Annotated in this window: 24 protein-coding genes; 11 read left to right on the forward strand and 13 right to left on the reverse strand. The window is 51.3% G+C overall.

Going from position 1 to position 26,218, the window contains the following annotated elements:
- Window positions 1–3: 3 nt before the first annotated feature.
- The 4 genes from OMQ46_RS07450 (at window position 4) to pqqA (OMQ46_RS07465) (ending at window position 2,731) form a co-directional block, all read left to right on the forward strand.
- Window positions 4–1,209 carry an acetate/propionate family kinase gene (locus tag OMQ46_RS07450; RefSeq protein ID WP_266236127.1) on the forward strand — a complete coding sequence of 402 codons (1,206 nt, stop codon included), beginning with the start codon at window positions 4–6 and terminating at the stop codon, window positions 1,207–1,209.
- Between the two features lie 123 nt (window positions 1,210–1,332).
- The gene (locus OMQ46_RS07455) at window positions 1,333–2,076 is read left to right on the forward strand and encodes a DUF4168 domain-containing protein (protein ID WP_266236128.1); all 744 of its coding nucleotides are present in this window, start codon (window positions 1,333–1,335) and stop codon (window positions 2,074–2,076) included.
- 174 nt (window positions 2,077–2,250) lie between these two features.
- On the forward strand, window positions 2,251–2,550 hold the full coding sequence (locus tag OMQ46_RS07460) for a hypothetical protein (RefSeq protein ID WP_266236129.1): 300 nt from the start codon (window positions 2,251–2,253) through the stop codon (window positions 2,548–2,550).
- 109 nt (window positions 2,551–2,659) lie between these two features.
- Entirely contained in the window at window positions 2,660–2,731 is a 72-nt protein-coding gene (gene pqqA, locus OMQ46_RS07465) for a pyrroloquinoline quinone precursor peptide PqqA (RefSeq protein WP_266236493.1), read from the forward strand.
- Between the two features lie 75 nt (window positions 2,732–2,806).
- On the opposite strand, the gene OMQ46_RS07470 is transcribed toward pqqA (OMQ46_RS07465), so the two are convergent.
- Window positions 2,807–2,998, reverse strand: coding sequence for a hypothetical protein (locus OMQ46_RS07470; RefSeq protein WP_266236130.1), 192 nt, complete (start codon window positions 2,996–2,998; stop codon window positions 2,807–2,809).
- Between the two features lie 313 nt (window positions 2,999–3,311).
- Here OMQ46_RS07470 and OMQ46_RS07475 point away from each other — a divergent pair, with 313 nt between their 5' ends.
- Window positions 3,312–3,521: a hypothetical protein gene (locus OMQ46_RS07475; protein ID WP_266236131.1), complete on the forward strand. Its 210-nt coding sequence runs from the start codon at window positions 3,312–3,314 to the stop codon at window positions 3,519–3,521.
- A gap of 7 nt (window positions 3,522–3,528) precedes the next feature.
- On the opposite strand, the gene OMQ46_RS07480 is transcribed toward OMQ46_RS07475, so the two are convergent.
- From OMQ46_RS07480 to pqqA (OMQ46_RS07510), 7 genes are all read right to left on the reverse strand, one after another.
- Window positions 3,529–4,818: a S8 family serine peptidase gene (locus tag OMQ46_RS07480; RefSeq protein ID WP_266236132.1), complete on the reverse strand. Its 1,290-nt coding sequence runs from the start codon at window positions 4,816–4,818 to the stop codon at window positions 3,529–3,531.
- Between the two features lie 248 nt (window positions 4,819–5,066).
- Window positions 5,067–5,642 carry an anti-sigma factor family protein gene (locus tag OMQ46_RS07485; RefSeq protein WP_266236133.1) on the reverse strand — a complete coding sequence of 192 codons (576 nt, stop codon included), beginning with the start codon at window positions 5,640–5,642 and terminating at the stop codon, window positions 5,067–5,069.
- On the reverse strand, window positions 5,635–6,192 hold the full coding sequence (locus tag OMQ46_RS07490; RefSeq protein WP_266236134.1) for an RNA polymerase sigma factor: 558 nt from the start codon (window positions 6,190–6,192) through the stop codon (window positions 5,635–5,637). Before OMQ46_RS07490 ends, OMQ46_RS07485 begins: the two co-directional genes overlap by 8 nt.
- A 10-nt stretch (window positions 6,193–6,202) precedes the next feature.
- The gene (locus OMQ46_RS07495) at window positions 6,203–7,324 is read right to left on the reverse strand and encodes a hypothetical protein (RefSeq protein WP_266236135.1); all 1,122 of its coding nucleotides are present in this window, start codon (window positions 7,322–7,324) and stop codon (window positions 6,203–6,205) included.
- On the reverse strand, window positions 7,308–9,356 hold the full coding sequence (locus tag OMQ46_RS07500) for a hypothetical protein (protein ID WP_266236136.1): 2,049 nt from the start codon (window positions 9,354–9,356) through the stop codon (window positions 7,308–7,310). Before OMQ46_RS07500 ends, OMQ46_RS07495 begins: the two co-directional genes overlap by 17 nt.
- A gap of 90 nt (window positions 9,357–9,446) precedes the next feature.
- Window positions 9,447–10,766: a hypothetical protein gene (locus OMQ46_RS07505; RefSeq protein WP_266236137.1), complete on the reverse strand. Its 1,320-nt coding sequence runs from the start codon at window positions 10,764–10,766 to the stop codon at window positions 9,447–9,449.
- 294 nt (window positions 10,767–11,060) lie between these two features.
- Window positions 11,061–11,132 (reverse strand): pyrroloquinoline quinone precursor peptide PqqA, encoded by a 72-nt coding sequence (pqqA, locus tag OMQ46_RS07510; protein ID WP_081443609.1) that lies wholly within the window; start codon window positions 11,130–11,132, stop codon window positions 11,061–11,063.
- Window positions 11,133–11,313: 181 nt separating this feature from the next.
- Between pqqA (OMQ46_RS07510) and OMQ46_RS07515 the strand changes: the two genes are divergently transcribed.
- Window positions 11,314–11,514 (forward strand): hypothetical protein, encoded by a 201-nt coding sequence (locus OMQ46_RS07515; RefSeq protein WP_266236138.1) that lies wholly within the window; start codon window positions 11,314–11,316, stop codon window positions 11,512–11,514.
- On the opposite strand, the gene OMQ46_RS07520 is transcribed toward OMQ46_RS07515, so the two are convergent.
- The gene (locus OMQ46_RS07520; RefSeq protein WP_266236139.1) at window positions 11,515–12,465 is read right to left on the reverse strand and encodes a LysR family transcriptional regulator; all 951 of its coding nucleotides are present in this window, start codon (window positions 12,463–12,465) and stop codon (window positions 11,515–11,517) included.
- A gap of 117 nt (window positions 12,466–12,582) precedes the next feature.
- On the opposite strand from OMQ46_RS07520, the gene OMQ46_RS07525 reads away from it, so the two are divergent.
- Together OMQ46_RS07525 and oadA are read left to right on the forward strand one after the other, a co-directional pair.
- Entirely contained in the window at window positions 12,583–13,998 is a 1,416-nt protein-coding gene (locus OMQ46_RS07525; RefSeq protein WP_266236140.1) for an acetyl-CoA carboxylase biotin carboxylase subunit, read from the forward strand.
- A 27-nt stretch (window positions 13,999–14,025) separates the two neighbouring features.
- Entirely contained in the window at window positions 14,026–15,819 is a 1,794-nt protein-coding gene (gene oadA / locus OMQ46_RS07530) for a sodium-extruding oxaloacetate decarboxylase subunit alpha (RefSeq protein ID WP_266236141.1), read from the forward strand.
- A gap of 56 nt (window positions 15,820–15,875) precedes the next feature.
- Here oadA and OMQ46_RS07535 read toward each other — a convergent pair whose 3' ends face one another.
- From OMQ46_RS07535 to OMQ46_RS07550, 4 genes are all read right to left on the reverse strand, one after another.
- Window positions 15,876–16,415, reverse strand: coding sequence for a Slp family lipoprotein (locus tag OMQ46_RS07535; protein ID WP_266236142.1), 540 nt, complete (start codon window positions 16,413–16,415; stop codon window positions 15,876–15,878).
- 84 nt (window positions 16,416–16,499) lie between these two features.
- Window positions 16,500–17,363, reverse strand: coding sequence for an HDOD domain-containing protein (locus tag OMQ46_RS07540; RefSeq protein WP_266236143.1), 864 nt, complete (start codon window positions 17,361–17,363; stop codon window positions 16,500–16,502).
- Between the two features lie 5 nt (window positions 17,364–17,368).
- Entirely contained in the window at window positions 17,369–20,749 is a 3,381-nt protein-coding gene (locus OMQ46_RS07545) for an EAL domain-containing protein (protein WP_266236144.1), read from the reverse strand.
- A 95-nt stretch (window positions 20,750–20,844) separates the two neighbouring features.
- Window positions 20,845–22,059 carry a GGDEF domain-containing protein gene (locus OMQ46_RS07550; protein WP_266236145.1) on the reverse strand — a complete coding sequence of 405 codons (1,215 nt, stop codon included), beginning with the start codon at window positions 22,057–22,059 and terminating at the stop codon, window positions 20,845–20,847.
- Between the two features lie 155 nt (window positions 22,060–22,214).
- Between OMQ46_RS07550 and OMQ46_RS07555 the strand changes: the two genes are divergently transcribed.
- The 3 genes from OMQ46_RS07555 (at window position 22,215) to OMQ46_RS07565 (ending at window position 26,206) form a co-directional block, all read left to right on the forward strand.
- Window positions 22,215–23,024 (forward strand): flagellar motor protein MotB, encoded by an 810-nt coding sequence (locus OMQ46_RS07555; protein ID WP_266236146.1) that lies wholly within the window; start codon window positions 22,215–22,217, stop codon window positions 23,022–23,024.
- 78 nt (window positions 23,025–23,102) lie between these two features.
- Complete coding sequence (locus tag OMQ46_RS07560; RefSeq protein ID WP_266236147.1) at window positions 23,103–24,743, forward strand: acetolactate synthase large subunit; 1,641 nt, start codon at window positions 23,103–23,105, stop codon at window positions 24,741–24,743.
- Between the two features lie 11 nt (window positions 24,744–24,754).
- Window positions 24,755–26,206, forward strand: coding sequence for an aldehyde dehydrogenase family protein (locus OMQ46_RS07565; protein ID WP_266236148.1), 1,452 nt, complete (start codon window positions 24,755–24,757; stop codon window positions 26,204–26,206).
- The last annotated feature ends 12 nt before the right edge of the window (window positions 26,207–26,218 follow it).

The raw sequence follows: 26,218 nt of genomic DNA on the forward strand, positions 1-26,218 counted from the left end.
TCGATGAAACATATTCTGGTACTGAACTGTGGCAGTTCTTCGATTAAATTCAAAATCGTCGCCTTGCCGGCAGCCACTACGCTGCTGGCCGGCGCGGTCACCGGCATTGCTCAGGAAAACGGCAAACACCAGCTGACGCGCTATAGCGGTGACAAACTGGAAAACAGCGAGGAAACGGCTGAATTTAAAGATCATGCGGCAGCTTTTGAGACCGTTCAGCGCGATCTGACTGCAGCACTGCAACAGGCAGACCTGACACTGGATGCTATCGGCCACCGCGTCGTGCATGGGGGCACGGCATTTATCGAGCCGGTTCAATTGACACCAGCACTCGTCGAGCAAATAGCCGAACTTGAATATCTGGCCCCCCAGCATCTCCCCGCCAACCTGCAGGGAATCCGCTTATGTATGGCGCTGTTTGACGAGCTGCCACAGGTCGCGGTGTTCGACACGGCATTTCATCACAACATGCCCGACTATGCCTATCGCTATCCGGTACCTGAACAATGGTTCAGCGAATTTGGTATTCGCCGTTATGGCTTCCATGGCAGTTCACATCAATACATCGCCGGCAAAGCCGCCGAAATGCTGGACAAACCGCTGGATCAGCTCAACCTCATCACTTTACACCTGGGTAACGGTGACAGCGCCTGTGCCATTCGTCAGGGGAAAAGCATGGATACTTCGATGGGCTTCACCCCGCTGGAAGGCTTGATGATGGGCAGCCGTAGCGGCGATCTGGATGCCTCGATTCCGCTGTATCTGCAGCAAAGGCATGGTATGAGCGCCGATGAGATCGCCCGGCAACTCAACTTTGACTCAGGTCTGCAGGCGATCTGCGGCAGCCATGATATGCGTGAGATTATTGAACGGGCTGAAATGAATGATGCGAGGGCCAGACTGGCGCTGGAAATGTTTGTTTACCATGTTCGCAAATATATCGGCGCTTATCTTGTCGCCCTGGGACGAGTCGATGCGCTGGCGTTCACCGGCGGTATCGGTGAAAACGCCAGCCTGATTCGTGCGCTTTGCTGTGATGGACTCGAGCCGTTCCGACTGGCGCTGGATAAGCAGAAAAATGTCGATAACAGGGACCTTTCGGCGGATATTTCCAGCGCTGATAGTGCAATACGAGTTCTTGTCATTGCGACTGATGAAGAACTGCAGATCGCACGGGAAGTCTGCTCATCACTTGAGTTCAAAGACTAGCCTGGGTTTGATGCTTAGCATTAACTCAGAAAATTTCTGACCCCAATCTCACCAGATTAACCATTAATCCGACTTTGCCCTTTTGTAGCATAGACAACGTGTTAATTAATCAACGGAGGTTTTATGACTACCGCACTGAAAACGTTTTCCATCTTTGCTGCAGTCAGTCTGGCATCAGCCACTACCACAATGGCTTATGCCAAAGACGATAAAGTCCTGGAATCATACAAAGAGGGTCCCTGGGTTGAAGTCGTCGAAAAAACAACAGTGACCAATGAGCAACTGGAGCGTTATGCGGAGTTACAAAAGGAAGTTTCAACGATCAACCAGAACTTCGCCAAGAAAATCAACCAAGCGCCTAACGATGTGATGAAACAATCTCTGATTCGTCAGGCCACCATCAGTCGTTACAGCGTGATTACGGATAGTGGTTTCGACTATGATTTGTATGAAACCATCGACGTGGCGGTTAAAACCGACCCAATCATGCGTGCCCGCGTAAATAACCTGACCGGTGTTGATGTGGGTGTCGATATGATAAAAGGTGTCGCTTACACGCCAAAAACGACCCGCGAACCGGTGCAGGCTGAAAAAGTCGATGCCGACTTTAGTCAGCAAAAATTAATGCAATATGCATCGGTTCAGGACGATATCAAAATGATTCGTTCAGACTATTCAGAGAAAATCGCTCAGGCCGATACCAAGTCAGCAGAGCGTGACCTGATGGTTGAGGCACACCGTGAGATTGCCGATGCCATTGAAGAAGCCGGCCTGTACCGTGAAGAGTACGCCAATATTTCACTCTCACTGCAACAGGATCCTGAGCTTCGCAGTCAGGTCCAGAAAATGATTAAGCAAAGCTCTTAATCAGTGATGACTGAAAGCCCGGGCCAGCTCGCTGGCCCGGGCTTTTTTGTGTCTGCCAAATCAGTATGTCACTGAGCTTCGGCCGATGATATAGATTAATATCCAGACTGCATGAACCTAGCGGCCTGATGGTGCTCTAAGTTCGAATTCTCCCCGAAACAACAGGAATTAAATATGAAAGGGCTGTACTTAATGACTTTGCTACTGCTGGCATCACCGTTACAGGCAGCAGAAATTGAAGCCTGTGAAGGCTGGAAGGAAAAAGCGAACCTGTTTATGAACTGGCGTCAGCAGGGTGTGCCGATTGCTGATGCAGTTAAAGACACGGCCGGTAATATTTCCCGCGGTCTTTTACTGCAAGCTTATGCCGAGCCACGGGTTACAGATTTTCAGGAACAGTATCAAATCATTAATGAATTCAGCGAAAAGGTCTACCAGGAATGTCTTTCTGAACAGCAAAGTCAGTCACAATAAGTCGCCATCCGCTAAGCAAAATCCTGATCGCAATCCAGTATTAATCTGTGTTGCTTCCCGTTCTGACTGGATAGGATATCAGTCAGCTCAAACAAAAGGAGACGATGCCATGTGGACTGCACCAGCTTATCAAGACATGCGTTTTGGTTTTGAAGTCACCATGTATATCTGCAACAGATAATACAGTTCAGCCTCAACAAAAAAGCCCCGAATCTTCGGGGCTTTTTTATGCCGGTTTATACGCACCCGGTTTATCTCAGGCATCGACGCTGCGGGTATATTCCATCTCGCGCGCAATCTCCAGCTGTTCCTGCTTTTTCTTGGCAATTCTTTCAACTTCCAGCACCTGCTCCAGGAAAGGTTCGGCGGTGGGACCGACCGCCAGCCTCGCTTTCTTGAGCCAGGCCAGTGACTCATCCGGATCCTGATGTTCGATCGTATTGTTCACCAGAGCTGTAGCCAGCGCCAGGATATCATTCGCGTCGCCGTCCTCAGCCGCCTGCCGTAAATCGGACTCTGTTTTACATGGCGGAGCTGCCTTGTCTATATGGGCCGCTTCATCATGTCGTTCATTTAACGTTTTGGTAGTAATGGCCGTTCTCCTTGGTTCGTGACTTTACATTTGTGACGCACGCAATAGCATGAAGTTTCCATCTGCCAGTCTGATTGTGTCAGATTCTGATGACGAATTTTTAACAAATTCTTCACAGCATCAAAAATATGATTTATAGTGATTTCAAATAGTTACTAAAGGCTGAGTTATGGATATCGAAAGAACGCAAAATGTGTCACCGATTCTGTCAGCAGAGAGGATTGCTGCACAGCAGAATATCGCTGCTATCAAACTGAGCAATGACGCCATCAAAGCACAGGGCCAAGCCAGCGTACAGCTGATTCAGGCTGCTGTGGGTGCCGCCACGCCGGCACAACCTTCTGCGAATCTCGGTAACAACGTCAACATCAAAGTCTGATTACCGCTTACTGACACAGCTGATGAGGGTACTGTAGTAATCCCCAGCCGAACCCCTTATCAAAGCCTGTTGCACCCAGGTCTTTGCTTAACCGGCGTAAACTCTCATAAACCAGATCCACCGATAGGGTGGGATTGAGTTGTAGCAGTAATGCCGTGATGGCCACCGCATGAGGAACAGCATATGAGGTGCCTGAGCGGTAGTCACCTGATGCCGTCCATATATCAACACCAGGTGCGGCAAAGTCTATATGTTCTCCACGGTTAGCCATAGCATACAAACGCCCAGCAGAATCGACTGCCGTTACCGCCAGTACGCTATCGTAAGCGGCTGGATAGGCTGGCTGATCCAAACCATGGTTACCAGCGGCAACGAATACCAGCATACCCTCCCGTTTTGCATATTGCAGCGCCATCGCCAACACCAGGTTTGACGCTTTACCAGCTAAGGACAAGTTGACTAATCTCACCTGCCGTTGATTGAGCCAGTGAAGCGCGCGAATAATGGCTGAAACACTGGCCATGTCACCATACTCTGATGTTTCCACTACTGCTGCTGAATATAATTCAGCCGTTGAGATTAAGCCTGTCAGTCTTTTTGTTTTGTCGTCTCCAGCAAGGAGAACAGCAATATTAGTGGCGTGATCAGTCTCTGCCGCAGCTGAGCTGACAAAGCGCTCAGTGTTGATGGAACGCGCTCGCAGTAAGGGATGTGAACTATCAAGCAGGCCGTCAATAATCCCGATTTTGACCCTATTTCTGGCATTGGGAATACAACCAATATCAGGCCATGACATTAATTCCCGAGCATAAAGTCTGACTGACTCGGCTGGCGGATAGTAATCATTGAAATCAATAATCAAGTCAGGAAACGCTTTTCTCAATATTTCCAGCTGTGTTTGAGCCCAGGCATCATTCGGACCTCTGATAGTCAATAAACGCTGATCAGCCATCAACGCGGTTTTGTCAGCGACGATAAATCCCCGCTTTTTGAGCTTTGACACTACCGAGTCCAGCCTGGACTGCGATAGCAAAATCAGTATTTCTCCATGACGTCTGGGCCTGATGTCTGTCTGCCGATGACAGAAATAAATCGCCTGGCCGGTATGACTCAAACCGGGCTCATTGAGGACTTTGAGATAAAGGGGATAGGCTTGATAGGAATGCTTTTCCAGCGTTTCCGGTATTGTCAGCGTCACCTGTCCCGGCATGGTCACCGAGGCTGACAGTCGGATCATCGCTTCCGGGGTTTTGATAAACCATTCCTGTGGAAACAGTCTCGTATCATGGCTCAACATGATCTCTCTGTCGTCAATACAGTCCTCATTGAGCAGTCGCACTGTATTTACACGTCTATTAGGATTCTGACCTGTCGAGGACTGCTTCGGCACGGTCTCTTGCTGACGTAGTCCAGGATTGGCTGAAGGTTGCCCCGTTACAACAGGCGGAGAGGCGCTTTCTGGGAGCGGACGGCCATTGGCATCCACGCCAGTTGCCTGAACAGCCATTGATAGCAAGATGCAGACGGCAAAGGCTGGCCAATACATCATGGATTAAGCTGAACAAAGTCAATGATAGGCTGTTGCTGTAATTGCTCAGCGGTGACTCTCGCATCATCCATAACTGAGAGTTTGTAGAACCCCAGTGCAGAAGGGCCTTCAACAATTGACAGTTGATACTGTAACAGTAGCTGACGGATCTCGGCTTCAGTCGTCTCGGGCTTGAAGCTGACTTGAATCAACGGGCTTGTCTGTTGCTCTCCCGCTTGCTGATAACCAGCGGGTCCCGGGGTCAATATCATTACACTGGTCTGCACCACCAGCAGGAATGAGGCTGCCACAGCCGCCCATCTCCAGCGGGATGATACCTGAGCGTCAGTCATCGGCTTGGCGGCCAGCTGTCGCTGCAGGCGTTTCAACCCCATTTCGCCCGGGCTGTTATTTGCCATTGGCATGGCCTGTACTTCTGTCTTGAGTTCGCGCAGAAAATTTAGCTCCTCCTCCAGTGCAGGGTGGTTTTCGAAGGCTTGTTCTACCTGCTGTTTTTCTGACTCATCCAGCGTGCCATTGAGGTAGAAGGGCAACAGCAGCTCAACTTCTTCGCGGCTCAGTGAATCATTCATGATGCAATCCTCCCCCAGTGAGTCGTCGCAGGCATTTTTTCATGGCCTGTTTAGCGTGATACATCCGGGTTTTAACCGTATTTTCGGGACAGTTAACCACCGTGGCGATCTCCCGATAGGACATCTCTTCAAAAAACGTCAGCTCCATCACTGCCCGATGATCAGGTTTGAGTGTGCGCACACAATGCCTGACTTGTTCAGCCTGTTCGACCTGAATCAGACAGGCCAGCGAAGCAGGCGAATCATCTTCCAGGTTATCCAATGTCTCTTCGGTCAGGGTTTCTGGCCGGGTTTTACGTAATCGGTCCACCGTCTTGAAATAAGCAATACTGAACAACCAGGTTGAGACTTTGGACCGTTGCTGAAAATCAGCGGCTTTATGCCAGACTTCGAGAAACACTTCATTGACCAGGTCGGCAGCCTCATGTGGGTCCGGCATTTTGCTGCATATAAACCGATGCAGACGCGACTCATAGCGTCGATAAAACTCGGCCAACGCCTGCTGATTGCCAGCAGCGATCTCGGTCAGAATGGCGATATCATCGGTCATCTCGTCGATTCTATGGGGTTTTAACCGGGATCTTCGCTGAAATTGCCAGCAACTGCCCTTGATCATCCAGAGCTCTGACTTGCCATTGATATTGCGTATTGCTTTGTAGCCAGTCCAGAGACATTGCAGACAAACTGAGTTGTTGTTCCGTCGCGGGAACCAGCTTACCGGTCAGTGCTTGTGACTCACCCATGGCAAAAATTTCTACTTGATAGGCCGTGGCCATGGCGACCGGCTGCCAGGCAAACACCGTTTGTTCATTGAGCAAGGCGCCCGTTACCGGTGATAAGGTGGTGACTGGAATAGGGTCAATGATGGTCTTGCCGCTGTCTTCAATAACGAAATAACGCAGTACCGGAATTTCTAATTGCGTACCGTCTTGCTCGACCGCAAATGCCAGCAGGTGGAGGCCACTGCGTTCGGTAGGTAGCTTGGGACTGGTGATACGGGTTCTACCCTGTCCGGCACTGAGCAGACTTTGACGAACGACCTGTAACACCCTGCCTGACTGACTGCCTAAGCTAGTGCTGGGATCCACGATACGCCATTCCCCTCTCAATACACCGCTGCTTGAAAACGCGATATCAGCGACAGCAAACAGGCTTTCATTTTGCTTGATTACTTCCGAGCGAGACGCATTCTGAAACGCCAGATCGATACGTCTGACCGTCAGTTCACCAGTGCTGCCACTTCCGGCATAGACGCTGACGACACCGCTTGCAGTAGTCTGAGTGTCAGTGAAACTGCGTTCGATACGAGCACTGCCTGCCGCACTATCGGCAAGTAGTCTCAACTGACTGGGGTTAAGCGTGAAAGATTCCGTTAAGGTGACGGTGCTGGTTGCCCCCGATAATAAAACCGAGGTGGTCGACAGGCTGCCTCCGACATTGGCTACCGTCACTCCATTAATAACCAGTGCGGCACTGGGCGAACTCACTAAGCGGGTGAACGGCCCCGGGCCAGAAGTATCCGTTTCGGTGCGATTAACCCGCCAGGAGAGAGTGACCGGACTGGCTTGTCCCAGCGGAACAGTGACTGACGCCGGGCTTGCCGTCACACTGTTGATATCGGCATTGACCACAGTGGCTTGTAATAAGCTTGCCAGCAGAAGACCTCTAACGACGGTCTGCAAATGGTGCCGTAATACGTACGATCGCAAAAACCTGATAGTTATCCTGATAAAGCGATGTTTGTTCATGTCCATGATATTGCTCCAATGCGCCGCGAAGGGCGAAAGCCACTCCCGGATTATTTTTAGATGCTGTCAGATAAGTCCACCCGAGTTCAGCATTCAGCAGGTGTCTATCAGGTGAGTCGTTGTCACCACCGGCCAGGTTCAAATTATAATTGATGGAAAAGTCGAGTTTGTTCGGTATCAACAGACTTCTCACCCCGACATTCAGGTTGGTGGTGTAGGCGATCTGTCGGGTCAGACGCGTTTCAAAGGTGCCGTACTGCGCGTCGGCATTGAAAGAGAGTCTGTCACTGGGCCGCCAGCCACCACCGAGACTGATGAAATGACTGACCGTATCGGAGCTGACTTCAGCATGATCCTCAAATTCCGACCAGGTATAACCGGCATTGATATAAGTGGTTTCATAGTTACTACCGATGCCAATGGTGGCCGAATTTGACGCATTATCTGTCTCAATACCCTCATAGTTATCCGGTGTCTCTTTACGATCCAGTCGCGCGATAAAACCACTGAACTGCAGATATGGAGCGCCCAACCAGGCTAGATTATCCTGCTGTTGTTCAAAAGCATAAGTCCCGCTCCAACTGGCATTCCTGAGGCGGTCGGTCGGTAAGCCGCTCAGATCATCCACATTGTTGGTCTCATGGCTCAGGTGCAGATTCGCGGAAAAACGATTCCAGTAAAGGTGACTGTAGGCGGAGGTGACATCCCGGTCGGCTGCCAGCCCGGGGTTGGCGAGACTGGCGAAAAAGGTGTCGATCCGCTCATAACGCAATCCAAACAGCCAGTCCACCGGTTGCGCCTGCCAGTTCAGGCTTTCAAAAGGATAAGATTCCATCAGCAGGGTATAAGCTTGGCTGTCTTCCCGTTCCGCAGGCCCATCATCACCATCACTGTCAAAACTGGCGTGGGCGTATTCACCGAATAAAGTCAGCTTACCTTCAAACAGGTTTTTATCCATTGCCAGAGACCAGCCGCGGCCATCAGCAATGGGCTCATTCCCACTAATACCCACGCCGGTCGCTGAACCATCACCATCGTAATAGACCGCCGTGACGGTCAATGCATCTGCATCGTCGGAAAATGGTTTGATGCTGGCGGTGAACCCCTCAATGCGACTCTCCGGCTGAGATAATCCGGTGAAATGATCCGCACCGACCAGCGCATCAGGGCGCAGAGCAAACACCTGTGCTGAAACACGTTCATGACTATCACTGATCAGCAGTGAAGCCCCCCGACGCTGATATGGCGACAATAAAGTCGAATTGAGTCCCAGACTCTGATCCCCCAATCTGAGGCGGGTTTGCCCCCAGTCCCCCTGTCGGAGTGCAGAGATCTGGTACTCACCGATATCCAGCGAGTTACCCGTCAGGCTCAAGTCCTGTTCGGATTGCAGGAAATAATTTGCCCTGGCTTTAACCTCCCAGTTGTCTCCCTGGATCGATCCATTGGAGACACCGGCACCGGACATCACGAAACGCCGAGTCTCGCCGGGAGTATTATGATCCGAGAAGCGTTGGCTGATTTCCAGACTGTTGTCAGAGTTAAAATGGCCGGAACGAAGCCAGTTTTCAGCCGCATCCAGTTGTGATGAACTGATTGTCTGATTGGTTTCTGGTGCAGCAGTCTGACCCGCTTCGGTTTCGAACTGCCATTGCTGGATGGGCTGCTGGCCGTCACCTGAGAGCATCACCAGCTTGAGCAGATGTGAGCCTGTTGCCAGCGGCTCAAGAGGGGTATAAGTCAGGTCACCGTTTTCAAAGCCCATGGCTGCCGTAATATCGATGCCATCGAGTTCCACCGCCAGCCGTGCCAATGTGTTGATATCCAACTCCTCAGGTAAATCAATCACCAGGAAATGTCCCCGGCTACCGTCTTTGATGAGTTCAGCCTGCCAGTTTGCATTGACAACCGGGGAGCAGAGGATCACGAACAGTAACGGAGAGTATAAAAATAGCTTGGTCTTCATGATCCTCACTCACATAAAAAATCAGCGCGCCCGGTCAGGAGCGCGCTGCATTGTTTCAAATATGGGAATATCACTGCTGGCTCCCTGCCATTATTTTTGCGGAACCGCTTTCAGTTGTAATCTTGGTTCCCTCTCTTCCTTTGGTGCTTGAAGTCTGTCAGGAGCAGGGGTTGAGGCAGGTTTGATCTGGACTGGACTGATCCTTGAGGGAGCCTGATTTAACTCGTCCCCGCCATGTTGCTGGTACCCCCCTTTCGCGGCCGGGGAATTCACCTGTACCTGTGGTAAACAGCGGTGTTTGAAGACAGCAGTGTCGAACTCCTGCCATTGGCTCCAGTCTTTGCCTTCAGGTTTTACCCGCGCCACAATTTTCATGTTGTGGTTATAGACTTCATTGTTAAGGATCATCATAAAGGCGTATTTATCCTGGCTCAGCATGGCTTTCAGGGGAAAATAGATATCCACTTTTTTGCTGTGCTGCGCATTAACCGGAATATTATTGAGTTGGTAGTAAGTACCGTAGTCAGCATACTGGTTGCTGACACCGACGACTTTCAGGTCCAGCAACCCTTTAGTGGCACCGGAGAACTGTAGATTCACCTGAATTTTGGGGTCACTCCCAGGCAGACATTGGCCATAGTAATGCGGCAGATTGGGCTGAAAATCAGCTTTATCCAATTTGATAGGCAGGTTGTTGCTGATTTGATTGGGCACATTAGCCAGTTGTGCATTCAGGGTGCCGGTTAATTTCAGATCCGAATCCCCTTCATACTTCACTGTAATATCAACGGTGGCATTGGCATCGACTGATTGAGAGTCATTGGTACCTTCGACTTTGCACCAGCCCCTCATTGAAACAGGTCGCTTAACGGTGATGAAGTGATCCTGCTGATAAAAAGACAGCTTAGTACCCCCGCCATTGAGATGTGTCTGTAAAGCTTTGTTTAACTCCTGCATCGGATCAAAACGCACAGCCGGATGACCTTGTTTAAGGTTAGCCAGCGGCACACTAAATTTGTCAAAGTTTCCTGCTTCGGTGACTCTCTTATTCCCTTTGCCATCAGTCACACTCGGAGAATAGCTAGCCGAGTAAAGGTTAGCCTCACCGGGCCCGAAATAAGCAGTGGCTTTCTCAAAAACAATATTTTTGTGCGGTTCGCAACTAACATGACCAATAAGATCAATTGCCAGATTGGATTGGGCTGGTTGTACCTGAATGGCATCGATGTGTTTGTTGGCCGAGACATTCTTGAGCACCACCATATTGGTGTTGATGCCTTGTGCCGGCGAGAGCGTAACTGATTGAACATAATGGGGTGGCAGGGCTGCAGATACCGCAGCTGAAGCCAATAAACCTGAGAGCCCAAAGGCAGCACAGGCACGGATGAGTTGTCGTTTTCCTTGTTTCATTTTTTGTCTCCTCACGAGAAATCACTGATTTACACTGTTGTGTAACCAGTGAGTCGTAAGTGCTTCCTGCAGGGTTCAATCTTTTTAAGGCTTCGGATGCTTTAAAAGAATTGAACTCGACGCTATCCCGATAATTATAAAATTCCGCAATAAAATCAAGGTTTTTTGCTTTATCACGTCTGACAAAAAATGAATTTCCCTAGGCTTGCAAAGCGCTCAAAAGTCAATTTTGACTGTTATCAGGCAAAAAAAAAGCCCCGCGTAGCGGGGCTTTTCTGGTTCGGTAGAAGGATATTATCTGTTGCAGATATACATGGTTACTTCAAAGCCGAAACGCATGTCTGAGTATTCTGGTTTAGTCCACATGATCATTACCTCTTGTTTAAATCAATTGCGATTTGCAGTTCTCATATTAGTGTGCAGGCGGATTGGCCAATAGCGTGATTTACTTGTTTAGCGTCAGGATTTTACTGAATCGATTTTTATCGCTTTACCGATTGGCCCAATTCAGTAAGGATCAAACAATAAACCCATTGGGAGCGGTACCATGAAACCACAGGCTACTATTGAGCAAACCGAGTCCGGATTTGTGATCAGCACAGAAGCTGAAGGAGAAACCACCATGATCGACACGGTCTTTGACAGCTATCAGGCGGCGCTGGACTATATATTGGAGCAGGGCTGGCAGTTGAAACGCGACACCCCGAACAGCTCACTTCATGTTGAGACCCGGTTTCTCAAACCCTGATCATAATGCCTGCAACCGGCCAAAATGTTGATTGATTTGTTTCAGCTGAGACTGAATGTAATCCAGAAACGCCTGCATCACTGGTGTCGGGTGCTTTCCCTTGGGGTAGACCAGACACCAGCTTCGCCGGAGTGGAAAGCCTTTCAACGTCGGACTGATCAGGCTGCCCTGACGCAATTCAGCCAGCACGCTGAGTTTGGGCAACACTGCCACACCGAGTCCGGCGAGGACACCGTGTTTAATCGCATCGTTCGACCCCATCTCGATATAGGGACGCAAACTCAGGCGCTGCTGCTGGCAATGCTGTTCCAGGGCCAGGCGGTTGCCGGATCCGGCTTCACGCAATAACAGGCGGGCGTCAAGAAACTGCTGAGCAGTGATTTGTTTTTTAGCCGCCAGCGCATGGCCGGCCGCCATCACCGGGATGAGTTCATTATCAAGAAACGGCAGCGATGCCAGTGAACGGTCACTGGGGACCAGCCCCATCACCACCAGATCATCTGTATTGTTATTCAGCTGCTCTATGGCCTGAGCCCGGTTCATCACCTTCAGACTCACGTTGACGGCCGGATGACGACTGAGAAAGCCCTGCAAGAGATGAGGCACCGCATACTGTGCGGTACTGACCGCACAGATACTCAGTGCACCGGATAACTGACCCTGCAAACTATGCAGATCGGTCTGTAACGACTCCACCTGGTCAAATACCGCAGTGATCCGCTCAGCCACCTTCTCACCGGCACGGGTACAATAAAGCTGTCTGCCCACATACTCAAAAAGTGGTTGACCCAGCGCCTGTTCCAGCTTTCTGATTTGCGAGCTTACCGCCGGTTGCGTCAGACCCAGCGCTTCTGCCGCGCGACCATAGCCCTGATGCTGATAAACAGACTGAAAAACCTGCATCTGGCGGAACGATAAACGATTCAATAATTGCTGTAGAGTCAGTGACATAGTAAACGCTCAGACCGATCCATAACCAATAACTTATTGCTGTCAAAAATTATATCAATTTTTAATTATGACAGGCTTTATCTAAGCTAAGCGGCATCTGATTCAGGAGTCTGCACCATGCTGAAAAAAGTTCTGATAGCCAATCGCGGTGAGATTGCCGTTCGCATTGTGCGGGCCTGTGCCGAGATGGGCATTCGCTCTGTCGCTATCTATACCGATCCGGACCGCTACGCGCTGCATGTCAAACGCGCAGATGAATCCTATTCGCTGGGTGAAGACCCACTGGCCGGGTATCTGGATCCACTCCGTATCGTTAACCTCGCTGTAGAAACCGGCTGTGATGCGATTCATCCCGGTTATGGTTTTCTGTCAGAAAACGCAGAGTTTGCCCGCCTCTGTGAAAAGCACAATGTGACCTTTATCGGCCCCAAATCCAGCGTGATTGAAAAAATGGGTGATAAAACCGCGGCACGTGACAGCATGCGTGAAGCCGGGGTCCCCATCACACCAGGATCGGATGGCAACCTCGAGAGCCTGGAGGGCGCTCTGAGCCTGGCCGAGGAAGTCGGTTATCCGGTCATGATCAAAGCCACTTCTGGCGGTGGTGGCCGCGGTATTCGCCGCTGCGACAGTGCCGCTGAACTCAAACAGCAATATCCCCGCGTGATTTCAGAGGCGACCAAAGCATTCGGGTCAGCCGAAGTCTTTCTGGAAAAATGTATCGTTAACCCGCGCCATATCGAAGTGCAGATCCTCGCCGACAGCCAGGGCAATGTCATTCACCTGTATGAACGAGACTGCTCGATTCAGCGCCGTAATCAAAAGCTCATTGAAATTGCACCCAGTCCGCAACTCACCCCGGAACAACGGGATTATGTCGGCGATCTGGCGGTACGCGCCGCCCAGGCAGTGGGCTATGAAAACGCGGGTACAGTCGAGTTTCTGCTGACCGGCAATGAAGTCTATTTCATGGAAATGAACACCCGGGTGCAGGTCGAACACACCATCACTGAACAAATCACCGGCGTCGATATCGTCCGTGAACAGCTTAGAATTGCCTCTCGCAAACCGCTCAGCTATCGCCAGCAGGATATTAACTACCGGGGCTTTGCATTGCAGTTCCGTATCAATGCCGAAGACCCCAAAAACGATTTCCTGCCCAGTTTTGGTCGCATCACTCACTACTACGCGCCGGGCGGTCCCGGGGTGCGGGTGGATACCGCGATTTACACCGGTTATGACATCCCCCCTTATTTTGACTCCATGTGTCTCAAACTCGTGGTCTGGGCACTGGACTGGGAAGACGCCATCAACCGTGGTCAGCGTGCACTGGATGACATGCGCCTGCACGGAATCAAAACCACCGCCAACTATTACAAACAGATCCTGAATCACAGCGATTTCCGTTCGGGCCGGTTCGACACCAGTTTTGTCCCATCCCATCCGGAGTTGCTTGAGTACTCCGATAAACAACGCCCCAGCGCCATAGCGCTGGCCCTGGCCACCGCTATTGCTGCCCATGCCGGCTGGTAAGCCGCCTTCAAGCTGGAGAATTTTCGTATGAAAAAAATAGAAGTTACCGATGTCATTCTGCGCGATGCCCACCAGTCGCTGATTGCCACTCGTATGCGTACCGACGATATGCTGCCGATTTGCGACAAGCTGGATCAGGTCGGTTTCTGGTCTCTGGAAGTCTGGGGCGGCGCCACCTTTGATGCCTGTGTCCGCTACCTGAAAGAAGATCCCTGGGAACGTCTGCGCCAGTTGAAACAGGCCCTGCCCAACACCCGCCTGCAAATGCTGCTGCGCGGTCAGAATCTGCTCGGTTACCGGCATTACGCTGATGATGTGGTCACTGCTTTTGTTGAGCGGGCGGCGGAAAACGGCATCGATGTGTTCCGGATTTTTGACGCACTCAATGATCTGCGTAACCTCGAAACCGCAATGAAGGCAGTCAAGAAAACCGGTCAGCATGCGCAGGGTACTATCGCCTACACCACCAGCCCGGTGCATACACCAGAGTTGTTTGTGAAACAGGCGAAAGACCTGCAGAACATGGGCGCTGATTCCATTGCCATCAAAGATATGGCTGGTCTGCTCGCCCCCTATCCAACTTATGATCTGGTCAAAGCGATTAAATCCGAAGTTGATCTACCGTTGGTCATTCATAGCCATGCCACTTCAGGGCTGGCTGCACAGTGCCAGCTTAAAGCGATTGAAGCCGGCGCGGATCGAATTGATACCGCGATCTCCTCCTTTGCCTGGGGTACCAGCCATCCCGCCACTGAATCACAGGTCGCGGCATTGAAAAACACTGATTACGACACCGGCCTGGATTTGGTCCTGTTATCCGAAATTGCCGACTATTTCACCGAAGTTCGCAAAAAATATCATCAATTTGAGAGTGAATACACCCGTGAAGATGTGTCGGTACAGATCAACCAGGTGCCGGGTGGCATGATGTCCAACCTGGCGAATCAGCTCAAAGAACAGAATGCGCTGGACCGCATTCGTGACGTGTTTGCCGAAATCCCACGGGTGCGCGAGGATCTGGGTTACCCACCACTGGTCACACCGACATCACAGATTGTAGGTACTCAAGCCGTTTATAACGTGCTGGCCGGTGAGCGTTATAAAACTATTACCAACGAAGTGAAACGTTACCTTCAGGGCGGTTACGGTCAGCCACCGGCAGCCGTCAACAGCGACCTGCAAAAGAAAGCGGTGGGTAATGAGGAAATCATCGAATTCCGCCCGGCTGATGCACTGAAACCGGAACTCAGCAAACTGCGCGCCGACATCGGTGAGCTCGCCCAAAGCGAGGAAGACGTGCTGACCTTTGCGATGTTCCCGGATTTGGGTCGTGAATTTCTGCAGCAGCGTGCTGATGGCACTCTGAAGCCGGAGCCACTGCTGCCTGTCAGCGATGCCGGCAACACCAGCAAAGATCCGATAGCCACCGAATTCAAGGTTGATGTCCATGGCGAAAGCTATGACATCGCGATCACCGGTGTCGGCGATGTCGGCGGTGGCAAGCGCAAGTTCTATATCTCGATTGACGGCATGCCGGAAGAGGTCACCTTTGAAGCGCTCAACGAGTATGTCAGTGAAGGCGGTGGCGGCCGTAAAAAGGCCTCGAATCCCGGTGATGCCAGTGCGCCCCTGCCCGGTAATGTGGTCGAAGTTCTGGTCAATGAAGGCGACAATGTAGAGGCGGGTCAGGCCCTGCTGGTGATGGAGGCGATGAAAATGGAAACCGAGCTGATGGCCAATATTGCGGGTACGGTCAAAGCCGTCCATGTTAAGAAAGGCGACCGTGTGACACCTGGCGAGACTCTGATTGAGATTGCCTGATAACGACACTCAAACCAATGAAAAAGCCGCCATCAATGATGGCGGCTTTGCTTTATCTACCAGTAGTAACCGTGGTCATAGTACCAGCGTGAACGCCAGTGTGGATAACTGAAACCATAGCCGAAGCGGTTATAGTACGGGTCATACCAGTAGGGATCACGATAATCACGCTTCGGTTGCCAGCGGTAAACTTCGCGGATACGAATAACCGGCACGGTCATCGATTTTTTGTCGATGTTAATGGTTTCCTGTCCTGCGATATCACCAGCCACTGTCACCAGCGTGCCTGATTTATAAATGTAGGGATCGATAAACGCCGAAGAGGTAGCCAGAAACCGACCCTGACTGCGGCTGTCGCTGTTGGGTCGAGCATAACTGTTCAGTGGAAACTGCACAATATGCAATGTGGCGCCATTTTCATCATTCTCCACCTTCACTACCTGACCACCCCAGCGAACCGGCTCGCCTTGGTGACTTTCAGCCTTGCCGCTTATCTGTGCCAGTTGCCAGTCTGGTTGGGGGGATTGTTTGATAGCGACCGGCACATTACTACAACCCGCCAGAAACAACATTAAAACAGGAATTAGCGCTCTCATTTTACCTCCAGCTCAGCTGCGCAAAATCATAACTTCGCTATATTGACTCTCTAAGCGGCTGGTGAGTTTCCGCCACTATCGCGCTCAAAATTCGCCGAACTGAGCTGAATAGCCCTCAAGCAAGTCGACCATCATTTCATCAAAATCAATATCGCTCATTCCCATATGGGTCAGCACCGCCTCCGAAGTCATCGGCCATTCCGTATCGGTAATGTTGTACTTGTAGCGAGTCGCCACAGCTGAAGCGATCTTCATCAGGGCGTACAAATCCTTTTGTTCGACCGTCGTCAGATTATCAGTGAGAAAGTTAGGATCGTGATGACGCAGAATCAGTTCGCACAAAGATTTGGGCAGATGCCAGGATGAAGCAACAAAATAGCCGATGATGGCGTGGTTCGTCTGATAATGGCCTTCCTCCACTTCTGTAAAACAGTGATGCGGTGAATGATTGGCTTCATACAACACACTGCGGTAATCACTGTATTTCATGGCCATCAAGGGGATGCCGCAATCACGAAACAGGCTGAGCGCATACAAGGCATCCTCGTCGACCTCGACTTTGTTGGCCAGGTATTCCAGAACGAACCGCGACATCGTCGCCACTTCCATGGTGTTATCCCAGAATTTCTCCAGCGAAATGGATGATTTGCCTCTGATCGACTGTCGTAAGGCGAAATACGTCACCAAATGAGTGAGTCGATCCGCGCCCAGCATGACCACGGCCTGACGGATATCCGAAAGCTGTCGTTTGAGGCCAAAGCCCGGCGAGTTCACTGTTTTTAACACCACGGCAGACAAGGCCACATCCTGACTAATCAGTTCAGCGTATGCTCGTGGGTCCTGCTCTTCTTTTGCCAGCTCCAGCTGCAGTGAAACCAGTAACGCTGGTTTGGGGGGAATACTAAAACTATTGATGATCTCTTTGGCTTTGGTTTCAGTCAATTGCATATTTTTTAATCTTTAGCCCTGTTCTTAACTTGCTTATTATCTCCTCGCCCTGCATTGCTGACAACAGATTTCAGGGGGGGCTGAGCGGCAATAACGATGGCCTGCATGGCCTCAAACCGGCTCACCATATCATCCAGATACTGACGACTCTGTGTCGCTTGTCCGGTCATACACATTTCACGGATTTTGATGGCGGTTTGATGCCAGGCGGCATGCGCCTGCTCAAGGCTATCCAACCACAACGCATCAAACAGTCCCTGCGTTTTAGCACGTTGTATCCAGCTGCCGCAGTGACATTTCCGCTGGTCAATGATGGGCCAGCTCTGGGCCTCGTCTCCAGATTGATTCATTGCCGCGACAAACTGCTGGTACCAGCGCTGGGACGTCAGTTCAAACAGGTACAGGTCCTGCTGCCTTGGCGTAAGCGGTCTGGCGGCGCATTTGATCCATTCCGGCTCGGCTTCGTAATGATCCAGCCACTCCAGCACCTTGTCAGCTGCCATCGGCCTGGCGATACCATAGCCCTGAGCATGATCACAGCCAATCATCAGTAGCATCAAACCATGCTCGACAGTCTCAACACCTTCAGCAATAACCTGACGATTAAAGGCATCCGCCAGACCACTGACACCGTCGACAAGCGTGTAATCCTGAGGGTCGTCAAGCATATCGCGGACAAAACTCTGGTCAATTTTGATGGTACTCGCCGTCAGGTGACGCAAGTGGGTCAGCGAGGAATATCCGGTACCAAAATCATCCAGTGCAACCGAAACCCCCAACACATCACGGCACATTTTTATCACTTTGGAAATGGCGGTTATATCACCGATGGCACTGGTCTCGACGACCTCCAGCTGCAGGTAACGTGAATCCAAGGCCGGGTGCTGAGCCAGGGCAATCTCCACGTCATCAATAAAATGTGTCGATTGCAAGTGGGAAGTGGCGATGTTAACGCTCACTTCGATTTTATAGCCCTGCTGATGCCATGATTCCAGTTGTGACAATGCTGACTTCAAAACCCACTGTCCCATTTCGATCTCGATTTCAGTATCAGTGATCAGAGGCAGGAAATGGGCCGGTGATAACAAGCCTCGCTCTGGATGCTGCCAGCGGATTAAGGCTTCCATGCCGAAAACATCACCGCTACGCATATTCAGCTTCGGTTGATAAAACAGGCAGAATTCCTCATCTATCAGTGCCTGGCGTATCTGTTGCTGCCACTGCTGTTTTTCCATGGTCTGCCGGTTATGTGCCGGGTTAAACAGTTTGTAGGTATTACGCCCCGACATTTTGGCCTGATACATGGTCTGATCCGCATGTCGCAGCAGCGTATCCAGATCGGCATCATCATTAGGATAAAAAGTCACGCCACTGGAAGCACTGATTTCCAGACGTAAATCATTCACGCTGTAGGGCTGAGACAGGGATTCATGAATCCGTCGTAGCAGAAACTCGCACTCATCGGACGACTCGATGTCACGGAAAAGAATCGCAAACTCATCGCCACCAAAACGGGAGATAGTATCTTCATCTCTGACATTGGCTCGCAGGCGCATCGCCACTTCAATCAGTAACTGATCACCCACTTCATGGCCATGGGTGTCATTAACCGGTTTGAAGTTATCCAGATCCAGGAAGCAAATCGCCAGCAGTGTTTCGGTGCGTTTGCTGTGTGCCACTGCCTGGGCAAAACGATCAGCAAACAACACCCGGTTAGGTAGCTTGGTCAGCACATCATAATGCGCCATCAGTTCCAGCGTTTCCTGTTGTTGCTTGGTCTGAGTAATATCAGAAAATAGCCCGACATAATGGCGGCTCTGACCATCATCATCAGTCAGTGCGGAAATGGTGAGTAATTCCGCATAGAGCTGGCCATTTTTACGCCGGTTCCAAACTTCACCCTGCCAGTAACCGTGTTCGGTAATGGCAGACCACATGTGATTGAAAAAGTCGGGCGAGTGTCTGCCGGAATTAAGAATGTGTGGACCTTTGCCTATCACTTCCTCCCGGGTGTAACCGGTAATCTCACAGAAAGCCGGATTTACATCCGTGATATTGCCATCAGTGTCAGTAATGATGATGCCTTCATGGGCCTGGTTGAATACCCGTGATGAGAAGCGCAACTGTTCTTCTGCGTCTTTTCGTACCGTGATGTCATAGACCACCAGCAACATTTCCTGCTCCAGGGTATCCTGCAGCATTGAAATACTCAGTAAGGCGACCTTGCGTTGATCGTTTTTAGTCAGCAATTCCAGCTCCATCGGCTGCATAGTGCTGTCTGAAGCCTTGCTGTGTTGTCCCAGGTTGACCAGATAGCGCTTGAACTCATGACTGTAATACTTCGGTTGTGTCGTCATGTCCCACCAGCTGTCCATGGATTGAACTTCCTGCAGGTCGTAACCGTAAGTATCGGTAAAAGCCTGGTTGATAAAACTAATTTGCTTGTTTTCATTGAGCAGCATGTAAGGCACCGGCGAGCTCTCAATCAAATTACGGAATTTGATATTAGCCATTGAGGCTGTGACGATAAAACGTATGAACAGTGCCAGTAACAGGAATAATCCGGTCGCCACACCATAGATCAAAATTCTTTTCTGCCAGATATCAGGTGGTAATTGGCCCCAGCCGTTGGCTGGTTCAGCAGCGAGCAGCCACTCTCCCTCGGGCAGTTTCAATGTCTGTTTCAGGCTGTTGTCATTAAACAGCCCAGGGTCACCGAAAAAGACCTCTCCCTGACGTCCCAGACTGTCAGCACCTCTGATAGCCAGATTGATAGACATAGCTTCATTGAGCAGCCCACTTTTCTCAAAAAAGCGCTGAATGTCTATCACTGCAGAGATCAGCCCCCAGAAATATTTCTCGCCTGTTTCTTCATGTTCCAGGAAAACCGGAATGCGGGTGATTAACCCCTCTCCGCCCTGCTTGAGCTTGACCGGTCCTGCCAGCACCAGGTTGCCTGTAAGTCTGGCACGTTCTGCCGCTTCAAACTGGTCAGCGACCTCACGATAATTGAGGCCAATAGCGGCTTCATTACCCTCTACTGGATACATATAGCGAATCACCATATCCGGTGCAGCGGCAATATTGCGAATCTCAGATTCACTGTTGACCAGATGACCCACGGCACGGGCATACTGCGCCTGCGTCAACTCAGGATTGATAGCAAACAGGCCAGGCAGGCCCCTGACTATCTGAATATGATTCTGCAGATTGGTGTATAAGCGGTTGTGATAATGACTAAGCTCACTGCGGGTATCATTAAGCAATCCATTGCGATATTGTTCAACTAGGCTGTGATGAACGTAGCTTGCAGCGATGAAAAGCAACACCGCCAGCACGGTCAGGATGTTGTAGAAAGCAAGTCTGGTAGAAATTTTAGTCTGCATCAACTGACGTTCGGACGGGTAGTCTTAAGGGGCTCTTTATCGCCATGTGAAGCTCCAACCTGAGCTGATTGCCATTATATGCCTGGGCGCAGAATTTATCTTGACTCTGTTTCCAGCAGGGGCTGCTGAGCTGTATCGCCGGCGATGACCACCTTATTTCTTCCCCGCTGCTTGGCCTGATATAGCGCTCTATCCGCTAAGGTTACAGGATCCGTCAAACTGTCGACATTGGAAGTATCGATGATGAGGGCGCCAATGCTGATAGTGCAGTGAATGTTACTTTGTTCATGTCGGATTATTGTGCTCGCCGCAGCCTGGCGAATACGTTCACTGACTTCCAACAATTGTTCATGTGTCGTATCTGGCATCACAATCAGAAACTCTTCACCACCATACCGACCGATATAAGTATCCTTACGCAAGACACGCTCAACCGCGGCAATGACTTGGGTGAGAACACTATCACCAACTCGATGCCCATAGCTGTCGTTGACGCGCTTGAAATGATCCAGATCAATCATCATCACCGCCACAGGTCGACCCGTTCGGGACACTTTGGCCATTGATTTGTCTAGCAAGTCTAGAATCACGCGACGGGTCAATACGCCGGTGAGCGCGTCATAAGACGCCAGCCTCTCCAGATCTCGACGCAAGCTGTCCTGGCTCATCACGATGAGTCCAAAAGCAATAAAAATCACGGCCAACAGATTAATGGACAGAAAATGTGCCTGAAGACCCTGATAACTCAGAATCGAAAGCGCTGCCACAGCGTCTGTTTCCATCAGGGTGGTCAGCGCACGCAATAGGGCAGCGACCACTGACACCAGCAAAGCTACTGACAACACCCACTCACCCAGTTGCCATGATTTAATCGGTTGCCACCACAGCATCACCAGCGCCCAACTGAAGATCGCGACGGTGCAGATGATGGTAACCATCACCCGCGCTGAAAAACTGGGAGAGAGGAAGGTAAAGTAAAAGAAGGCAACCAGGCAAAAGCTGAGATACCAGCGATAGATGCCCTGTTGAATGGGTAGGTTTTTCAGCCTGCTGATACCATCCGCAATCATCAGCATCGCCAGACACAATGCGGTGTCGGCCAGTACTACCGTGATTAAGGGGTGCAGCAAGCCCCGCATCAACAGTAACAGCGCAAATAGCGTAAAAAAACCATAGGCCCAGGCAAAGGACAAAACCCCGTTCACGACCGCATAGACACCTCTGTGGATAGAAAAGAACACCACAGTGATCAGCCCGGTAAACATCCCTGTGAGCACAAAAATGGTTTTCGCATCAAGGAATTCGGTCATGCCCGCCTCCACAAGGTGAGGATAGCATAGGCTCAATGAAGATAGATCGAAGCATGCCCGTGAGATTCTGCTATAAAAGCCGGAACTGAACTGATTGTATTTTGACAAAAACTCAAAACACGCTAGCCTGATGAAAATACTCGATACTGAGCACTATGAGCGTAGCCGAACCGGATTCTGAGCGTCCCGGCCCTAACACTACGGCCAAAGACAAACTCATCCCTCGTTATATGGGCACTTTTGCCGATCTGATGACGTTGCTGCTTTGCTTTTTTGTGCTCCTTGTCGCGATGGCGGAAATTGATGCGCTGAAATACAAAATGGTGGTGAACTCAATGGAAGATGCCTTTGGCATTGACCGCCCCAAACCGGAAGATATTGTGAAAGCGACCAGCGTCATTCAGCAACGTTTTTCACCGAATCCGGATAGGGCCACCCCGCTGGAATCCATACGTCAGGCCTCAGTTACCGACAGCGAAGTGCTTAAAACAGAAGACGCCGAGGTCTATCGCACAGCGAAAGCCAATACGATTCGGGATAGCCTGCAAAGCGCGCTCAAAACGGCGCTGGATCAAAAGCTTGTGACGCTGGAGACGATGCAGGATCGCGTCCTTATTCGCATTAATGAGCAGGCTTCTTTTCCGTCCGGCAGCGCTGCACTGAAACCAGGTTTTGCCCCGGTGTTGCAACAGATTGCCGAGGCACTGGCCGAGATGGATGCGGAATTTGTGGTCGCCGGTCACACTGATAATGTGCCATTGCGCACTGGCCTGTACCGTTCCAACTGGGAATTATCCGGCGCCAGAGCGACTTCCGTCGTGCACGCTCTGCTCGCTGATCGCCGCCTGGTGGAAGACCAGTTCCGAATTGAAGCCTATGCCGATACCCAGCCGCTGGAATCCAACGAGAGCGCCGCCGGCAGGGCCATGAACCGGCGGGTGGAAATCGGCATCATAAACACATAGCGGTCGGCCAAATCATGGCGATATAATCGACCTGTCGGCCTCGATGAGAACCTTGCAACGCAACGATAAGGACACATCATGAAAACATCAGACCTGCTCGTCAAAGCACTGGAAAACGAAGGGGTCGAGTATATTTTCGGAATACCGGGTGAGGAGAACCTGGACTTTGTCGATTCGCTACAGCACTCATCGATAGAACTGATTATCACCCGGCACGAGCAGGGTGCCGGTTTTATGGCCGCCAACTACGGCAGGCTGACCGGTAAACCCGGGGTCTGTCTCTCAACACTGGGACCCGGCGCCACCAACATGGTGACTCCCGCCGCCTATGCCCAGCTGGGCGGTATGCCGATGCTCATCATTACCGGTCAGAAGCCGATCAAAGCCAGCAAACAGGCCCTGTTCCAGATTGTCGATGTGGTCAATATGATGCGTCCCATCACCAAGTTCACCAAACAGGTTGTGCATGGCAACACCGTCGCCGCCGTGGTGCGTGAAGCCTTCCGGGTCGCAGTGGAAGAACGGCCGGGCGCCGTGCATATTGAATTGCCGGAAGATATCGCCGCTGAAGAAGCGCATGAACGTATTTACACTGTCGAGACTATCCGGCGGCCTGATGCCGACAACCGCACCATTCAGCACGCACTGAAAATGATCGAAGAAGCGTCAATGCCGCTATTGCTGATCGGTGCCGGCGCCAACCGTAAACGCGCCAGCGTGGCGTTGACCAAGTTCGTCGAGCATACCGGCATTCCGTTTTTTAACACGCAGTTGGGTAAGGGCGTGATTGATGAGCGTCATGACAGCTATCTGGGCACCGCCGCCCTGTCCGAATCCGATTTTCTCCACTGCGCCATCGACCGCGCCGATCTGATAATCAATGTCGGCCATGATGAAGTGGAAAAACCCCCGTTTTTTATGAAAGACGGGGGTGCTGAGGTGATTCATATCAACTTCCACGCCGCTGAAATTGATCCCGTTTATTTCCCGCAGCTGGATGTGGTGGGGGATATTGCCACCTCGATCAATCGTCTGCGCGCCGGACTGACGCCACAACCGCACTGGGACTTTTCCTATTATTACCGGGTCAAGCAGGAAGTCCGTGAACGTCTGTCCAAATACAGTGATGACGAGCGCTTCCCGATCCTGCCACAGGCCGCGGTACAGATTATCCGCGAAGCCATGGGGGAGGAAGACATCCTGGCACTGGATAATGGGGTCTATAAAATCTGGTTCGCCCGTAATTACCCCAGCTACTACTACAATTCGATTCTGCTCGATAATGCCCTCGCCACTATGGGGGCCGGCCTGCCGACGGCGATGACCGCCAAATTACTGCATCCGGAACAGAAAGTGATGGCCGTCTGTGGTGATGGCGGGTTTATGATGAACTCACAGGAACTGGAAACCGCCGTCAGGCTGGGGCTGGATCTGGTCGTGTTGATTTTCAATGACAATTGCTATGGCATGGTGCGCTGGAAGCAGGAAGGCATGGGCTTCAAAAACTATGGTCTGAGCTTTAACAACCCCGATTTCGTCAAATATGCTGAGAGCTACGGCGCCACCGGTCATAGACCGGCCAGTCATGCCGAGTTTGCCAAAGTCCTGGATTCCGCATTGAACTCCAGGGGCGTTCATCTGATTGATCTGGCGGTCGACTATTCACTCAATTACTCAATTCTGAGCGAGGGATTGAAACAGAAAATCTGCATTTTATAAGGAGAGCCCATATGAGCAACATACCGCACTTCCCGTTGATGATCGCTGGACTTTCCAAATCTGACGCTGAAAAAGCGGAAGTCTATTCCCCCTACAATGACCAGCTGATCGGCACTTTGGACCAAGCCAATCAGGCTGATATCGATCAGGCGCTGGAGACTGCTCATGGCCTGTTCCGGGACCGCAGCAAATGGCTGTCGACCGTTGAGCGGATCGACATCCTGGAAAAAGCTATCGCCATGATGAAAGATCAGGCTGATTCACTGGCTGCGGGCGCCGCTGAGGAAGGCGGTAAACCACTGGCGGATTCCAACGTGGAGATGGCTCGCTGCATCGACAGCCTGAGGGCCTGTGTCGATGTGTTGAGAAATGACGCTCCGGCTACCATCCCAATGGGTATTAACCCGGCGTCACAACATCGCCTGACAATGATGCGTAAGGAACCCATTGGGGTGGTGGTCGCCATCAGTGCGTTTAACCATCCGCTCAACCTGATTGCGCACCAAGTGGGCCCGGCGATTGCCACCGGCTGTCCTGTCATCGTCAAGCCCGCTGAAAAAACCCCCTTATCCTGTTATCGGCTGGTGGAAATCTTCCACAAAGCTGGGCTGCCACCGGAGTGGTGCCAGGCATTATTGACCGAAGATCACCATCTGGCTGAATACCTCGCCACTGATGCCCGCGTGGCATTTCTGAGCTTTATCGGCAGCGCCAGAGTCGGCTGGCATCTGCGCTCAAAACTGGCTCCGGGGGCTCGTTGTGCGCTCGAACATGGTGGCGTCGCCCCCGTCATCGTGGCAAAAGATGCCAAACTTGAGGCGGCAGTGCCTGGGCTTGCCAAGGGCAGCTTTTATCATGCCGGTCAGGTCTGCGTATCCGTTCAGCGAATTTATGCTGAGCGCAGTATTGCCCGTGAACTGGCGGAAAAACTCGCTGAAGCGGCCAATAAAATGACCGTAGGCGACCCTTTATCTGATAAAACCGATGTAGGACCGATTATTACCAAAAGCGAATTGAACCGCATCGCTTCCTGGGTTCAGGAAGCGGTCGACCAGGGCGGCGAATTGCTCTGTGGTGGTCAGACATTGCCCTACAATAGTTATTCCCCTACCGTGCTGTTTGATCCACCCGCCAGCGCCAAAGTCTCCAATGAAGAAGTCTTCGGTCCGGTGGTTTGTGTTTACCCGGTGGATTCAATTGAAGATGCCGTTAACAAGGCCAACGGCCTGCCATTTGCTTTCCAGGCCTCGGTCTACAGCAGCGATATTGATACTGCGATGCAGGCCGCAGACCGACTCGATGCTTCTGCGGTGATGATCAATGAACACACGGCTTTCCGCGTTGACTGGATGCCTTTTGCCGGCCTCAAACATTCCGGTCTCGGCACTGGCGGCGTGCCCTACACCATGCACGACATGCAGGTAGAGAAAATGATTGTACTGACTTCCAAAGGCATACAGTGAAACAGACCCAGA

Source organism: Methylophaga sp. OBS1, from assembly GCF_026319365.1.

Coding starts and splice junctions, on each gene's coding strand:
- OMQ46_RS07450 (WP_266236127.1), top strand. CDS start 4: ATGAAACATATTCTGGTACTGAACTGTGGCAGTTCTTCGATTAAATTC.
- OMQ46_RS07455 (WP_266236128.1), top strand. CDS start 1,333: ATGACTACCGCACTGAAAACGTTTTCCATCTTTGCTGCAGTCAGTCTG.
- OMQ46_RS07460 (WP_266236129.1), top strand. CDS start 2,251: ATGAAAGGGCTGTACTTAATGACTTTGCTACTGCTGGCATCACCGTTA.
- OMQ46_RS07475 (WP_266236131.1), top strand. CDS start 3,312: ATGGATATCGAAAGAACGCAAAATGTGTCACCGATTCTGTCAGCAGAG.
- OMQ46_RS07480 (WP_266236132.1), bottom strand. CDS start 4,818: ATGTTGAGCCATGATACGAGACTGTTTCCACAGGAATGGTTTATCAAA.
- OMQ46_RS07485 (WP_266236133.1), bottom strand. CDS start 5,642: ATGAATGATTCACTGAGCCGCGAAGAAGTTGAGCTGCTGTTGCCCTTC.
- OMQ46_RS07490 (WP_266236134.1), bottom strand. CDS start 6,192: ATGACCGATGATATCGCCATTCTGACCGAGATCGCTGCTGGCAATCAG.
- OMQ46_RS07500 (WP_266236136.1), bottom strand. CDS start 9,356: ATGAAGACCAAGCTATTTTTATACTCTCCGTTACTGTTCGTGATCCTC.
- OMQ46_RS07505 (WP_266236137.1), bottom strand. CDS start 10,766: ATGAAACAAGGAAAACGACAACTCATCCGTGCCTGTGCTGCCTTTGGG.
- OMQ46_RS07515 (WP_266236138.1), top strand. CDS start 11,314: ATGAAACCACAGGCTACTATTGAGCAAACCGAGTCCGGATTTGTGATC.
- OMQ46_RS07520 (WP_266236139.1), bottom strand. CDS start 12,465: ATGTCACTGACTCTACAGCAATTATTGAATCGTTTATCGTTCCGCCAG.
- OMQ46_RS07525 (WP_266236140.1), top strand. CDS start 12,583: ATGCTGAAAAAAGTTCTGATAGCCAATCGCGGTGAGATTGCCGTTCGC.
- oadA (WP_266236141.1), top strand. CDS start 14,026: ATGAAAAAAATAGAAGTTACCGATGTCATTCTGCGCGATGCCCACCAG.
- OMQ46_RS07535 (WP_266236142.1), bottom strand. CDS start 16,415: ATGAGAGCGCTAATTCCTGTTTTAATGTTGTTTCTGGCGGGTTGTAGT.
- OMQ46_RS07540 (WP_266236143.1), bottom strand. CDS start 17,363: ATGCAATTGACTGAAACCAAAGCCAAAGAGATCATCAATAGTTTTAGT.
- OMQ46_RS07545 (WP_266236144.1), bottom strand. CDS start 20,749: ATGCAGACTAAAATTTCTACCAGACTTGCTTTCTACAACATCCTGACC.
- OMQ46_RS07550 (WP_266236145.1), bottom strand. CDS start 22,059: ATGACCGAATTCCTTGATGCGAAAACCATTTTTGTGCTCACAGGGATG.
- OMQ46_RS07555 (WP_266236146.1), top strand. CDS start 22,215: ATGAGCGTAGCCGAACCGGATTCTGAGCGTCCCGGCCCTAACACTACG.
- OMQ46_RS07560 (WP_266236147.1), top strand. CDS start 23,103: ATGAAAACATCAGACCTGCTCGTCAAAGCACTGGAAAACGAAGGGGTC.
- OMQ46_RS07565 (WP_266236148.1), top strand. CDS start 24,755: ATGAGCAACATACCGCACTTCCCGTTGATGATCGCTGGACTTTCCAAA.